Genomic DNA, 13,646 nt, shown 5'->3' on the forward strand with positions numbered 1-13,646 from the left:
GGCCGCATGACACTGTTGCTCAGTATTTCAGTTAAACATACCGCTTCAGAACAGTCTCCACTTTGCTTTAATTCATAGGTATTCACCCTTGTTCCAATCGCCAAGACTTATATCGCTTGCGCTACTTGTTATTGCCGAGCGTTATCCATAGCTCTTTGTCTTCAATTGGTGTGGACTGAGATAGAAACGGATTATCTATGGTTAATATCGTTTTCTTCTTCCATTTACTCAAAGGAAATAAATGCTTAGTCGTAGGGTGAGTTTGCATATATTTATCAAAGCTGCCATCTTTGATTGCCAGCATTAAACCCGACTTCAGGTCATCGATGAGCTGCATGTTATCTTTATGGGTAAAAAAGTACATTGGGAAATGATAGTGCAAAATAACATCATCAAATACCTTTAACTTAGGCATGATTTGCTTTCGGCTTGCTACTTCAGAGAAGGCCTCATTAATCCCTCTGGGAAAGGCTTTACACCGATCGACATAAACTTGCTTAAACATGTTTTCATAGACGACGTTAGTGATCACGCTGAGGCCAGCTGCTAGCATGATGTCTGTATCAGGCCAATGCTGTCCCTGACACAAAGTGATACTTTTTAGCGATTCTAAAGATTTGATTTGAGAGAATAACGGTTCTTTATCTTGATGAATGGTAAAAACGCGATAGCCGAGTAGCCCTTTTATCAGTGGAATAGGCACGACCCCTAACTCTGACTCTCTTTGCTGATCGGTACCTGCCCAGTACAAGTCAATTAAACGTTTAGATTGCAGTTCTAATAGCGCTCTCTCTTGTACCATATAAGGTGCAAATTGAATTCTAATTGGTTTGTTGATTTTATCGAAAGCCAGCTCTATGAGCCCAACATAGTAATTGTGTGTACTATCATGCTCTGATTGACTGCCTCGAACGCGAATTGTTTCAGTGGCAATGGACGTGTGGCTTATTAGCAAAAGCCAAATAAGTATGAGCTTGTACATTGGTCTCTCATTATTGTTGCCCAATACTATTAGCGTAGTGCATCTTTTGATGTTGTGTGTTGTTCATCTGGTTATTTGCTTTTTGAGCAGCTTAGCTTTTAAATGTGTTGCTTATTTTTTTCGTGCCTTCCAAGTACCACCGTATTGATACGTTTGAGCGAATTGCTTTTTGATGACGGTTAAACAGGGCCCACAAATAAACAGCCATTGAATATTATTGTCATAACGACAGCGGTACATGACCTTTTTGCTTTGCTGGCATTGTGCACAGACTTTGTGGCGTAATCGCATGATATATTTACTTAATGTTATATGAGAAAAGTGCCGCTAAATTACGTACTCAGGGTGATCTACTCTCCATTTACTCTTATATGTAAGAATACAATTTATAAAATGGATTTTTTGAGTGGACGTAATTTAGCTGGCAATATAGATACGAAACTGCCTGCGGTTCGATCAATATAGATAAAAAGGTAGCAAATATCGTGCTTTTTCGTCAGTCATAATAGTCGAGTGTTCCCATATGTGTTTTGTACTTTAAATGAGTTATTTATCCAATTTTACGCAGTACAAAAATATAGGGATGGTAGATACTTACTGTGAGAAAATATGACGGTACTGAATTCTTCTTTCTTTAGTGAGTAGCACAACACATATGCTGTAACAAAGCGCGTGTAGGGCCTCGTGTACTCTTTATTTATTGCATATTGGTGTATTATTGCGGTATCGAAAACGAAATAAATTAGACAGTGAGCAAAGAGTCATATGGCCAGCACAGCACATGCACTACACATCTTGGTAAAGCATAAAGAGCAAGCGGAAGATATCCTGAAGCAGTTAAAAAAGGGGGCTAAATTTCAAACTCTTGCGAAGAAGCATTCGACCTGCCCATCTGGTAAAAAAGGGGGGGATTTAGGTGAGTTTAGACGCGGGACTATGGTACCTCAGTTTGATAAAGTATGCTTCTCATGTGAAGTATTAACTCCGCAGCTGGTTAAAACCAAGTTTGGTTGGCACATTATAAAGGTGTTATATCGCACTTAAGAAATATTAAGCAATGACTCGACCTCATTGATTCTGTTTATTGTAGATAAGTACCCCGATGAAATCGGGGTTTTAAGTCATTTGGTTATGATTACCAAGCCATTAGATGTGATAAATTTTACTTAGACTCACTATTTAAGAACGCCTTATTGCCAAAAAATGATAGGTAGTTGTCGATTAAGCAATAGCATAATGCAAAATTGTAAAGCACAGATCAGACATACCAAATCAAACCAGTATATTTTACTTTGCTTTAGCAATGCTTTGGTTTTGTAAGCTGACCAAGTAAGACTGAGAGGCAATAACCCCGATAATAGCATGAGACAGAATGACGCTACTGTGAGCTCTCCAAATTGCATAAAACTTTGTTGCGTATATAAAGTGATGGGTATGGCAAACATAATTAGGTTATAAAAGCTCAGTTTTATATTGGCATATCTATTGTGCTTATCTCTAATCAAGGTTGCTATGCCCACGAGCAATATGCCAAATAAACTTGTGAGGCCGAGCAGTATGCTAGACCAAGCTAGTACTAATTTGAGTACGCTGCCTTTTTTATATGTCCTATGGCCATAACTAAGCATGGAGTGATTTTCATCATTTTGGTAAAACACATAGGTGGCATTACTGCGAGTGACGTCTCTAAAAAGCTGTTTGCCTACAGGAACAATGACTTTATCTTCACTTTGTAAAGAGTGGATCACTAAGTTGTTTCCAGCTTGGGTGAGCCACACAAAATTGGCGATCCAGTCAACAAATGCGAACTCGGCCATACTGTTAGGTGCTAAAAAGTAGATCCCTGTTTTGTCTTTCAAAGCCGTAATATCATTGACTGTTTCAGCGATTTTAGCGGGTTTTACTTGAAGCTGTTCGATAAAGAGTTTATCAAAATGAGCATAGTTTGCTGTTTCACTATCTGTATTGAGGGCGTAAAAAAATGCTTTATTTTCGTCGGGGAATACACACATATGGGCCCTAAAACCAAACGTTGTTCCAGGCCTACAGTGCCCGATGACTCCGTGACGGTCTCGATTTGAAAATACTAGCCCGTGGCCAATTTTAAGGCCAGCTTTATGCGCATTTGTATCATGAGCACCAGCTAGAAAAGGGAGTAATTCTGGTAAGATAAAGATTTTTCCATGCAAGGTTCCGCCAGCAAGTATAAGTGCCATAAACTTGCCCATATCAGTCGCAGTGGTTGTAAATTGGCCTGCACCTCTTAATAAAAATGGTGGGGCGGCTTGCGCTGTCATTAAATCATGGTATCCCATTGCCAAACTTGTTGGGGTCGGCATTGCAGTTTGTGTTTGAAAAGTAAAAGTGCTGTCATGCATGCCTAGCGGTTGTAGTAAGTGTTCATCAAGGTAGGTTTCGTAGCGCGTCTGTGTGACATTTTCTATGACCATTGCTAACAGTTGATAGCCCATATTCGAATAAGATTCTTGTGAGCCGGGTTTGAATCTAGCTGTGAGTAGGCTTGTATCACCGTTATTAAATGCGTTAATAAGCGGTGTATCTGGTGTAACTTGTGTATTTAGATACTGCCACATACGCACACTATCTATCCCTGAAGTATGAGTTAATAGGTGCTTTACCAATATCGGCGAGTCATCCTGCCATGGGTTTTTAATGGTAAGCGCTGGAAGCAAGGTTCTGATCTGCGTATCTAAAGTTAATTTGCTTTCACTGACTAATTGTAATATACCCACAGCTAAAATCGCTTTTGTTACAGAACCAATGTGCATTTTTTGACTGTCGTGCATCGCAAAGTTTTCTGCGACATTTGCCAAACCGGCACTGCCAACTTGCATCTGCTCTTCGTTTAAGAGGGCCCAAGTGATCCCTGCAATTTTTTGTTCTTGAATGGTTTGTTCAATTTGATGCTTAAATGCATTGTTTTCATGTGCTTTTATGTGTTTGCAAGGCCAAATCAAAAAGATTAAAAGCAAGGTTAGGTAAGGTTTAGTCATTTTTATTCTTATATTTCGATTAATGCTTAAAGATATCACTTTTTATGTGATTTGAATGTGAAATACACTTTGACGCAACCAAATGAATCAAAGGGGGTAGAGTGAATGTTCTCTTTAAAATATTAATATGTGTGTAGTGAAAGAGCATTGCCAAGAAACTAAAGGGTTATGTTGCTTATTTAGACAAACTTAAACAGTATGAAAACTCATGCTTATGTTTTAATGACGAATCATGTTCATTTATTGCTAATACCTACGACGCCTATAGTTACTAGTAAGCTAATGCAGTCTCTGGGGCGTTACTATGCTCACTATTTTAATAACACTTACCAAGGAGCAGGTACTTTGTGAGAAGGGCGGTATAAATCGACACTAGTAGATACTAAGAGGTATTTTCAGCTAGTGAGTCGCTATATTGAATTGAACCTAGATAGAGCAAATATGGTGTCAGAACCTGTGGATTATTCGCGCTCAAGTTATCAACATAACGCGCTGGGCAAGCACATCGAATTATTGACAGAGCTTGATGTGCACTTAAGTTTGGGGCTTTTACCGCAATACAGGTAAGCAAATTATCAAGCTTTTTTGGGCGTGAAATTCCCGATAAAACGATGGCTGAGACCCATAACTCAATAAATAAAGCGTGTTTACATATTAAAAGTTATTCCATTTTACCAAGTATTTCTGACGGCTCACCCTCTTTGATAATCTTGCCATCTTTAATCTCTATAATGCGGTCCATCATAGAAAGCACATCATAAGAGTGTGCAATAGAGATAACGGTTTTACCTTTCATGAGTGTTTTTATAGAAGTAATAAATTCGGCTTTTAATTTAGGGTCTAAGGCACTTGTCGCTTCATCTAAAAGCAGTATTTTTTTGTCTCTTAAAATGGCTCTGGCAAAGGCCAGACGTTGACGTTGTCCGCCAGATAATTGTCCTCCATTTTCACCGATAAAAGCAGCTAACCCTTTTCGTCCGCGCGCATCGCTGTATTTTTCTACAAAGTCTAACGCATTGGCTTTTTTGAGGGCTTGTCTGACCGACTCTCTGCTGACACTATTTAAACCAAACGCGACGTTTTCATAAATACTTTGATTAAACAGCCCGATATCTTGGTTCAAAAAGCTGATTTCATTACAGACTTTATCGGTTGGGTAGTCCTCGATATTTTTACCATCAATATAAATTCCACCGCTTTCTATTTCATCAATGCCTGAGAGCATATTAAGCAAGGAAGACTTACCGGCACCAGAGGGGCCGATGATCCCAACTTTTTCACCTGGTTTTATTTTTAAAGACAGGTCGGTAAATAGAGGCGCTTTGTTTTCATAGGCGAACTCAACATTTTTAAAGGTGATTTTGCCGTTTGGTACATTGAAATTCCCTTCATCTTCAAGCGGTTCAATATCTTCCAAAAACTCATTGACGACTTCTCTGCCTACGGTGACTTGGCCCCAGGAAACAAAAAAGGCATCAAACTCTTCTTGGCACCACTCAGACAGTGAGATCACTCGATAAACCAAGGCTAACACCATAGAAAACTCACCAATGGACAGGTTGTTATTGATCCAAAGTTGTAAACATAAAGCCCCCGTACCAACGACTAAAACCCCGTTTAGCAGCCCCACGACGGACGCAAGATGAGAAAAAACTCGATACTCTTTTGCCACCACTCTACGGTGACGAGTTGCCCACTTCTGCGCAAATTGCTGCTCATAGTCATCATTTGAAAGCATTTTTACTGTACGAATACGGGCAAAGCGTTCTGTGAATTTGCCTGTGATCTCTGCGCAACTTTGTGCTTCTAATCGGTTGGTGGTTTTGGCTTTGGGGATCCACTGTCCTAACAGCATAGCTAAAAATAAACCTGTCCAAATTAAAAATGGCAGTGTCAGCCAGCCGTCAATATTACCCACATAAAATAGTAAAGCCCCTAAAAACGCCAGTAAAAAACCGGCAAAACCACAAAACTGTAATACCACATCGATGATGGCCTCAGAGGTATCGACTATGACTATAGCGGTCGAGCCTGGATCGTCTTCCTCATGGTAACTTGCAGGTGAGGCAATGAGTGTACGGTAGAGCTTAATTAAGGTGTTTTTTTGTAGGTTTGGCCCCAATAGTTGATGAAAAACGAGGTTTTTAACTAGGGTAATGGTTGGAATGAGCACCGCAATTGTGATGGCGACAATCGCAAGCTCATAGCCTTTATCATTGAGTGCTAAGCTACTACTTGCGGTATCGAGCCAGTCAACGAGCTCACCCAAAAAATCAAAAGTGACAATCTGTAAAATGCCGCCTAGCAACGAGATAAAAAAAGCGACTACTATCCAGCTAGAAAACTCTTTAGTGCATTGGCGAATAAAAGGAAGGTTATGATCTGCTTCATGTAACTGGCTGTCAATAGCGTCTTTGTGGCCTAGTTTTTCGAATAACTTAAATAGTGATTTCATCGCTTTGCGTGGCACCTAGATGTATCTAGTAAAGCTCATGCTAAATGGCGTGAGCTTAGAATGACTAAGCCACTGATACGAGAATATAACCTTTCGTTTCAGTGGCCTGTAATGTATACCCGGCTGCTTTTTTGGCAGACAAGGCTAAGCTTTATTCGTCGTCTTCATCGCAGTTGGATGTTTCTGGCGTATAGTCATCCCAGTCACCTGCTTCTGGCATAGATAACTCATCGACGTTTTCACATTTTACTGCTTGATTGACATATTCTCTCATGTCTTTTGATAAGAAGAATGAACCAAAGTGTGCTTCAGGCGAGTAGTATTTTGTTTGAATATCTGCTTTGTTATAACGGACTTCAATTTCTTCTAGTGATAGGGTGTTAATAGTGCCACTGCGTGTTGCCCAAATAAACGCATGTGAGCCGCCAAAGTAGTCATAGCAACCACCCATATAAATACCTGCAGGATTGTTAAACGCTTGTGTTAAGCGTGACACCATAGACTGCATCATATAAGGTTCAAAGTAAGGTGTGCCGCCTTGAGCGACTAAAATACCGTCTGCTTTTAGTGCAGTTAAGCAATTGCCAAAAAATGACTGAGTGAACAGTGTTTCAGATGCACCACCGTCTGGATCTGCAGCATCTAAAATGATTAAATCAAAGCAGTCACTGTACTGGGAGATAATATCAGCGCCATCACCAATACGCAGGACAAACCTCGGGTCATCAAATGCACCGTTGTTTATCTCAGGTAAATACTTTCGGCTTAATTGAATTATTTGCTCATCAATATCGACCATAACGACATTTTCTACGCTATGGTGCTTTAATACTTCACGGGCGCTACCGCCGTCACCGCCACCAACAATCAGTACATTTTTAACTTTGCCGTGGAACAAAATCGGTACGTGTGCCATCATTTCGTGATAAATGTGCTCACCCTTGGTCGTGACCTGAATACCATCGTCGATGCGCATTACCTTACCAAGGTGGCGAGTTTCAAAAATACTGACATCTTGAAACTTAGTTTCTACATCGACCAAGTCATTTTCTGAACGAAGTGCAACGTGAACGCCACTTGTCATTTGCTCATAGTGCCATTTAATTTTAGTCATTTGCTTGAGTACTCCGTTTATTATGCGGTTTGTAGGGTTGGCTGAAATTGGTTGTGTAAAAGTGGCTGAAAGTCTCCTGTTGTGCTAACAGAGCCTCCTCTAGTGAGCGAATTGACGACCACTTTGCCGGGTTGTAAATACTGTTCTATTACAGGCAAGCACAACTCAGGTTGTGCATCACCACACATAAAAATATCCATGGCGGCAAAGTTATATTCCGGCCAAGTGTGAATAGAGATATGACTTTCCGCCAAAATGATCATGCCTGATACACCGCCATTTGTTTCAAATGGGTGTAGGTGAGTTTTCAAAATGGTGGCATTGGCTGCATTAGCACAATCAATCATCATCTGTTCTATATGTTTTTCACCAATCAGGTTAGAGGCGTCGAATATATCGACAATAATATGCTGACCTAATGGGTTTACTAACTCTGGTTTTGATGAAGGTATATTCATGCTTTTACTCTGTGTTCTGTTTTAATGTGGCTTTACAATTTTGCCTTTTTCATTACTAATGCAGTGATAAGGGCGTCAAGTTGACAGCCAGATCACAGGGGCAGGGAAGTTTCATCATTGATGATTTCCAAGTGCAGACATTGCAGCATTGAAATGTGCAACGATTGTGGAAAAACCACGGTTCAGTAAAAAGTGCGTTTATACTCGTTTTAAAGTCATTGTTCTTATTCGGCTTGAATAGCCTTGAGTAAGGTGGCTGTGTTTGAACACATTATGAGCGACTTAATTAATAACTTATTTCTTAATCTATAAATCACCACAAATAACGATGTAAATTCATCGCAAAGTGCGTTGGATCAAAGTGTTTTACTCAATGTTTTATATAAAAACTCTAAGTACTATAGCTAGGAGGGTTTCAAAGACCATTTAATACGGCTTTTTTTGTTGTCTGTATTTGGCGATTTATTACTTTCCACACTTTATTATTAAATAATATATGCGAACCTTCGTCATGGTTATAGATAAAATAAATGATATTTTTATCAGGCTTATATTGAGTGAAAATTAACAAAGTGATGTTGTCTCAGTGATGTAGTGGAGTTTGCTTTTCTCTAAATGATTTCAAATATTTTGTTAGATGGGATTATTAATATATTTATATTAATGCGATTTTCTAATGATTTTTAATGGTAATTGGTGTTTTTTTAGCTATTGGCACCGCAATGAAAATAAACGTATAAAGGAATAATATACAATGAAATATTTAAACAAAGCTTTAGCTGCAAGCGCGCTTCTACTAGGTATGTCTGCAAACCTCGCATCAGCAGCGCAAGTGACGATTACAGAGCAAAATTATGGTGGTGGTATCATCATTGAAAAGCTAGATGCTGTATTAGACGATAGCCAAGCGGGTACTTTTTCTATGACGGTAAGTGAAAATCACTTTACAGTCAGTGCAACAGATAGCAATGGTCGTAGGTTTAGTTGCCGTATGAATGGTATTGTTACTTATGACAAGCCTGATTTACTTGAAAAAGTAACGAATATTGCGTCAGCTTTCTCAGCTGGTGATAGAGTGCAAGTTGAAACTCAAAAAGGCGTTTTACCTCAAAAATGCCACGTCAAAAAAGTCTTAAACTTTTAATTTAATTTGATGGGTAAACTTGCATAGGCAAGTTGAATTCTACTTTGGGGGCCAGTCTTGCTGGCCCATTTTTATCTATGCCTAGTTTGAATACAGGTAACGAATAGGCCTGCTAATCCCCCCTTTGATACCACAATAAGTATGATACTTTATGAGGATGTGAATTTAGACAAGAGCATCTTTACTGACTAAGATTTGATTGAAAGTGCCTCGCTTTAACTGTCGGTGTACATAAAAGAGGATGCGGCTGCGACTAATTTCACGTAAAATTACGCTGTTATTTATTGGCATTGACAATAGTACGCGAGCGTACTTTTAGACTCACCTTATTACTCAGCAAGTTAACGCTCGATAGCGTATGGCTTGTTTGAAGGTTATTATGAAAAAAACATTTGAATTAACTCACCCGAAAGTAAAATTAGCAAGACGTGTAGATGCGGTTAAATTTGAGATAAAAAAATACCTTAAACGTGAGCGTAATAAAACGCTACCAGAGGGGGCTGACTTTTGGGATTTTGATTGTAAGTTTGGTAACACAGAAGCTGAAGCTCAGCCTGTACATGTCTCACAAATCAATAAGTTAATAGATCAAACGCAACAAGAAAACCTGACGTCTTTTTATGTTGAAATTTTAGCAAAAGCGGGTGTACGACAACCACGTATATCTTCGGACGATACTGACCAATAGCACTATATTCAGAGAGTGAAATCAGGAGGGTGATCACATCGTCCTGTTTTATCACACTACACAACACTGGCTTTTAAATCTTTAGTGATTTGGTGTGAAATCATACGCCTAATTGACAGCTCATAGCAGCTCTTTTCTCTTCTCAACGTACACGTCACACATTTACAAAGTAAATCACGAGCAAATGCTTTTAACCCTCTGATTTATTGTAACTCCCTTCGATGAAATCAAAATTAAGAGCGATTCGTAAATACATAGTTGTACAATTTGTTACAAGAAAGAAATTGATAAGTTGCATTCTTCTTGACAGGTTGAAACCAGAGATGCTAGAAAATAAATTGAACCTAAAAAAGGAACTTAGTATGAAAATAAAAAAACAATATTTAGCAGGTTTGGTTTCAGCTCTTTTATCGGTGAATGCACTAGCTACAACAGATCGTGACTATGAGCATCGTTGGCTTGATCCAAACGGTGACCCTATGCTGGCTCTGCAGTGGAATTTACTTAATTCGGGTGCACTGAGTAATACGCAATCCGGTGTTGATTTGAATCTTTGGCAGACCCACTTGTGGGGCCACACAGGTCAAGATGTCTTGGTTGCCGTGATTGATAGTGGCGTGGACTTGAGCCACAGTGATTTGAGCACTAATATGGTTGATGATCCATTAATTGATGCTGTACCTTCAAGTCAATCTGATCATGGTACGATGGTAGCTGGTATTATCGCTGCGGCACAAAATAACATCGGTGTTCGTGGTGTTGCTCCAGACGCAAAAATGGTGTCATTTACTAATTTCGGTGGCACTTTTGAAAGCCATGAGCAATGGAAAGTAAGCCACGGATTTGATGGTAATCAATTTGATAACTCAACAGCGGATAGAATTCGAGTTTTTAATAAAAGCTATGGTATGAGTCCTGCTGTCAGTATGCCTTACACCTTTTCGAAAACAGTGAAAGATGGGCAAGGTAATGATGTCTTGTATTTTAGTCAGCCAGAACAAGAAAAAATTTACGAGACAGTTTCTCTTTCAACAAATTTAGATCCTCGAACTGCGGAATATGTACAGGCGAATGGTAATGCATACAACTTTTCACGAGTACATTACTTTGGCGAATATGGGGCCAGCTTTTATGGTTATTCAGTCCCTGTAGCTGGTAATCATGGTTTGCCTTGGGCAAATGGTAATGTATTTTACACGACTGCTAACTTTTGGAATCTAGCAGTAAGTGCACTTAGTGCAGATGGCGTCTTGTCTAGCTATTCGACTGTGGGTAGTAATGTATTTCTCACTGCTCCAGGTGGAGGTGATCGATCAACCCCTGGACATGCGACGCCAAAGATCTCTTGTGAGTTTATCGTTGAGAATCTAGATGCGAATTTTGATTGTAGTCAGCATGATGACTTTACTGTAAGAATGAATGGTACGTCGTCTGCAGCACCAAATACTTCAGGTGCTATTGCGTTATTAATCTCTGCAGCTGAGCAGCAAAATCATGACTTAACGCCTCGTGATATTCGTCACCTTCTTGCTCAAACCGCAACTAAGATTGACCCGACACGTGCTGATATTGAAGTAAATGGTGTGACAGGCCTTGAAGGTTGGTCAACAAATGCTGCAGGGTATGATTTTTCACCTTACTATGGGTTTGGTCTAGTTGATGTGGATAAAGCGACCGAGCTAGTTCGCCGTTTTGCTATTGAAAACTTGCCATCTGAACTGGTTAAGACCCCATGGTATGGATTGAATAATACTGTCGATGCAATTATCCATGATGACGCCACGCGCACAACAACAGCGAGCATTAAAGTAGATGACGACCTGTTTGTTGAAGGTGTGCAAATCCGTCTCAACGCGACACATACTCGTATTTCAGATTTGAAGGTCGAGCTGGAGTCTCCAAATGGTACTCGAAGTATTGTGATGTCACCTTTCAACAACTTAATCGGCCAACATCTTGATTTACCAGAGCAGGCACCAGGTAGTGCAGATGGTTATAATGATCACCTGATGTTGAGTTATAAATTCTGGGATGAAAAAGCAAATGCGGGCAATGGCGAATGGAAGATTCATATTACAGATATGAGCAGTGAGCCGCTGAACTTTGCTTTACATAGAAATGGTACAAGAGAAGTTGTGACGGTTGAAAATAGTACACAGCCAGGAACACTGGATAGCTGGTCAATTCGTATCTTGGGCCATAAAAACAAAGTGACAAAGAAAAAAGCACTTTAACTGTTTTCCTAGCTAAGAAAATTAATTGCTTAGCTAAATACGAGAGCTGAAGTAATGGGGTCATCATCTGGCCCCATTTTTTATGCACAATGAATTGTCTGGTTGATGCTTGAGTATTTGTAAGTTATGTATAAGTGATACCACAAAAAGTTTTTATTTGAGCCTTGGTAAGGCAAGCAATGATGGGGATAGGCATGAGAAAAATGTGAGGGTAGGTTAAGAGGTCACCCCCACAATATGAATTACGATTTTTAGTTAGCCGCCTGTGGTAGAGTGGCTGCGGTTTTTAATTTGTTTTCTAGTCGTTCCAGCTGTTCAGCGAGGGCATTTTGCGTCATTTCTAGCTGTGCAATGCTACTGCCAATTTCAACTTGTTTAGCATCACTGCCACGAGAGTGGGACTTTAACTTATCTAAATCTGTGTTGATGGATGTCAGTTGGTTTTTAAGGGTTTCGGCAGCTTGCAGTTGCTCTTCTAAAAGTGACAACTTGAATACTAAGTCAGTTTGGCTTTGGGCGAGTGTATCAACGCGAGTAGCGACACCAGATTGTGTATTAATGTGCTTGCTTTGATTGCTTGCAAGGGTATCTGCTTGCTCTTTTAGCTTTTTGATTTCAGACTGGTTTCTGCGCCAAGCTGATGCCCAAAGCTTGTCCATTTGTGACCAAAGCTCATCAGTGCGTTCACTTAAGGCTGTTAAGTTTGCTTGCATTGCGCCTGCTGAAAGACCCATTTCCTCCCCAGTGGCAGAGAGAGTGCGTTCAAGCTCAGCAATGCGTTTTGTTGACTCAATTAACTGTGCTTGTGTGGCTTGGTTTTGTTGATAGAGGCCATAAGAGCATGCCGCCAAGGCGATTAAAGCTGCGCTGCCAAGCCATGTCATTAAGCCTGATTTTTTAGCCGGTACACTAGGTTGCTCAGGGTTTTTGTCTGGCAAAGGCGCTTTATTAGATGGGTTGAGGGACTGTTTAAAGGTTTCAACCTGATCTAAGTCGGGCGTAATACTGGGCAATTCAGGTTCAATTCTTTTATCCAACGCACTTTCCTCTTCTGGGCTCTTTATGGAATAGGGCAGCTTACTCGAAAATTTAAATAGATGGAATCAACAAAGTTTGGGGGTGAGATAGGTTGGTTGATATTTGAGCTCAACTGCATCGTGCGGTTATGGATTTGATGCAAAAACTGGGACTGAATATATTTAAGCAGTGTTGTGTTGGCTAGTCACCAACCCAACCAACCCAGAGGGGGGGATGAGTGAATATCATGACGAATTCGTTTCGAAGCAGATGGTATTGGGAATTAAATCACTCAATATGAATAATATTAATAACTCTATCTTGCGACGTACCGAACAATAGAACCATACTTTTTTATTTCTTATCGTGTCTGTGCAGATGTCATGTGTATATAATTGTTGGATATTTTTTAATTTTCCTTCTGTGTGCTAGATACCTACAAATGTGAATTTTTTAATAAATGCACTTTTTCCAACATGACTTACTGGCGAGTCGTTCTCTTCCTGCTACTTTTTTGTATAAACCAGTCAAAAAATCGTA

At 39.8% G+C, this 13,646-nt stretch carries 12 protein-coding genes; 6 read left to right on the forward strand and 6 right to left on the reverse strand.

Annotation, left to right across the window (positions count from 1 at the left end; genetic code table 11):
• Window positions 1–121: 121 nt before the first annotated feature.
• Complete coding sequence (locus tag QNM16_RS15485; RefSeq protein ID WP_284021351.1) at window positions 122–982, reverse strand: hypothetical protein; 861 nt, start codon at window positions 980–982, stop codon at window positions 122–124.
• Window positions 983–1,747: 765 nt separating this feature from the next.
• Between QNM16_RS15485 and ppiC the strand changes: the two genes are divergently transcribed.
• A complete protein-coding gene (ppiC, locus tag QNM16_RS15490) occupies window positions 1,748–2,026 on the forward strand; it encodes a peptidylprolyl isomerase PpiC (protein WP_039612035.1) in 279 nt (92 codons plus the stop codon).
• A 146-nt stretch (window positions 2,027–2,172) separates the two neighbouring features.
• Here the strand turns inward: ppiC and QNM16_RS15495 are convergent, their stop codons facing one another.
• Complete coding sequence (locus QNM16_RS15495; RefSeq protein WP_284021352.1) at window positions 2,173–3,996, reverse strand: serine hydrolase domain-containing protein; 1,824 nt, start codon at window positions 3,994–3,996, stop codon at window positions 2,173–2,175.
• Window positions 3,997–4,194: 198 nt separating this feature from the next.
• Here QNM16_RS15495 and QNM16_RS15500 point away from each other — a divergent pair, with 198 nt between their 5' ends.
• Window positions 4,195–4,347: a transposase gene (locus tag QNM16_RS15500; protein WP_417710024.1), complete on the forward strand. Its 153-nt coding sequence runs from the start codon at window positions 4,195–4,197 to the stop codon at window positions 4,345–4,347.
• Window positions 4,348–4,398: 51 nt separating this feature from the next.
• Window positions 4,399–4,563 carry a hypothetical protein gene (locus QNM16_RS15505; protein ID WP_284021354.1) on the forward strand — a complete coding sequence of 55 codons (165 nt, stop codon included), beginning with the start codon at window positions 4,399–4,401 and terminating at the stop codon, window positions 4,561–4,563.
• Between the two features lie 94 nt (window positions 4,564–4,657).
• On the opposite strand, the gene QNM16_RS15510 is transcribed toward QNM16_RS15505, so the two are convergent.
• The 3 genes from QNM16_RS15510 to speD all read right to left on the reverse strand — a co-directional run bounded on the left by QNM16_RS15510 (window position 4,658) and on the right by speD (window position 8,023).
• Entirely contained in the window at window positions 4,658–6,451 is a 1,794-nt protein-coding gene (locus QNM16_RS15510; RefSeq protein WP_284021355.1) for an ABC transporter ATP-binding protein, read from the reverse strand.
• A 151-nt stretch (window positions 6,452–6,602) separates the two neighbouring features.
• Complete coding sequence (gene speE, locus QNM16_RS15515; RefSeq protein WP_284021356.1) at window positions 6,603–7,565, reverse strand: polyamine aminopropyltransferase; 963 nt, start codon at window positions 7,563–7,565, stop codon at window positions 6,603–6,605.
• A 20-nt stretch (window positions 7,566–7,585) separates the two neighbouring features.
• Window positions 7,586–8,023, reverse strand: a complete 438-nt coding sequence (gene speD, locus QNM16_RS15520) for an adenosylmethionine decarboxylase (protein WP_284021357.1) — start codon at window positions 8,021–8,023, stop codon at window positions 7,586–7,588.
• A gap of 754 nt (window positions 8,024–8,777) precedes the next feature.
• On the opposite strand from speD, the gene QNM16_RS15525 reads away from it, so the two are divergent.
• The 3 genes from QNM16_RS15525 to QNM16_RS15535 all read left to right on the forward strand — a co-directional run bounded on the left by QNM16_RS15525 (window position 8,778) and on the right by QNM16_RS15535 (window position 12,089).
• Complete coding sequence (locus QNM16_RS15525; RefSeq protein ID WP_284021358.1) at window positions 8,778–9,167, forward strand: hypothetical protein; 390 nt, start codon at window positions 8,778–8,780, stop codon at window positions 9,165–9,167.
• A 379-nt stretch (window positions 9,168–9,546) separates the two neighbouring features.
• Window positions 9,547–9,855, forward strand: a complete 309-nt coding sequence (locus QNM16_RS15530; RefSeq protein ID WP_284021359.1) for a DUF6172 family protein — start codon at window positions 9,547–9,549, stop codon at window positions 9,853–9,855.
• Window positions 9,856–10,217: 362 nt separating this feature from the next.
• On the forward strand, window positions 10,218–12,089 hold the full coding sequence (locus tag QNM16_RS15535; RefSeq protein WP_284021360.1) for a S8 family serine peptidase: 1,872 nt from the start codon (window positions 10,218–10,220) through the stop codon (window positions 12,087–12,089).
• Window positions 12,090–12,340: 251 nt separating this feature from the next.
• On the opposite strand, the gene QNM16_RS15540 is transcribed toward QNM16_RS15535, so the two are convergent.
• Window positions 12,341–13,126, reverse strand: coding sequence for a hypothetical protein (locus QNM16_RS15540; protein WP_284021361.1), 786 nt, complete (start codon window positions 13,124–13,126; stop codon window positions 12,341–12,343).
• Window positions 13,127–13,646: the final 520 nt, after the last annotated feature.

The organism is Pseudoalteromonas umbrosa (assembly GCF_030125375.1).
Taxonomy (GTDB): domain Bacteria; phylum Pseudomonadota; class Gammaproteobacteria; order Enterobacterales; family Alteromonadaceae; genus Pseudoalteromonas; species Pseudoalteromonas umbrosa.

Excerpts from the sequence above, each read along its gene's own strand:
- QNM16_RS15485 (WP_284021351.1), bottom strand. The coding sequence starts at position 982 with ATGTACAAGCTCATACTTATTTGGCTTTTGCTAATAAGCCACACGTCC.
- ppiC (WP_039612035.1), top strand. The coding sequence starts at position 1,748 with ATGGCCAGCACAGCACATGCACTACACATCTTGGTAAAGCATAAAGAG.
- QNM16_RS15495 (WP_284021352.1), bottom strand. The coding sequence starts at position 3,996 with ATGACTAAACCTTACCTAACCTTGCTTTTAATCTTTTTGATTTGGCCT.
- QNM16_RS15500 (WP_417710024.1), top strand. The coding sequence starts at position 4,195 with ATGAAAACTCATGCTTATGTTTTAATGACGAATCATGTTCATTTATTG.
- QNM16_RS15510 (WP_284021355.1), bottom strand. The coding sequence starts at position 6,451 with ATGAAATCACTATTTAAGTTATTCGAAAAACTAGGCCACAAAGACGCT.
- speE (WP_284021356.1), bottom strand. The coding sequence starts at position 7,565 with ATGACTAAAATTAAATGGCACTATGAGCAAATGACAAGTGGCGTTCAC.
- speD (WP_284021357.1), bottom strand. The coding sequence starts at position 8,023 with ATGAATATACCTTCATCAAAACCAGAGTTAGTAAACCCATTAGGTCAG.
- QNM16_RS15525 (WP_284021358.1), top strand. The coding sequence starts at position 8,778 with ATGAAATATTTAAACAAAGCTTTAGCTGCAAGCGCGCTTCTACTAGGT.
- QNM16_RS15530 (WP_284021359.1), top strand. The coding sequence starts at position 9,547 with ATGAAAAAAACATTTGAATTAACTCACCCGAAAGTAAAATTAGCAAGA.
- QNM16_RS15535 (WP_284021360.1), top strand. The coding sequence starts at position 10,218 with ATGAAAATAAAAAAACAATATTTAGCAGGTTTGGTTTCAGCTCTTTTA.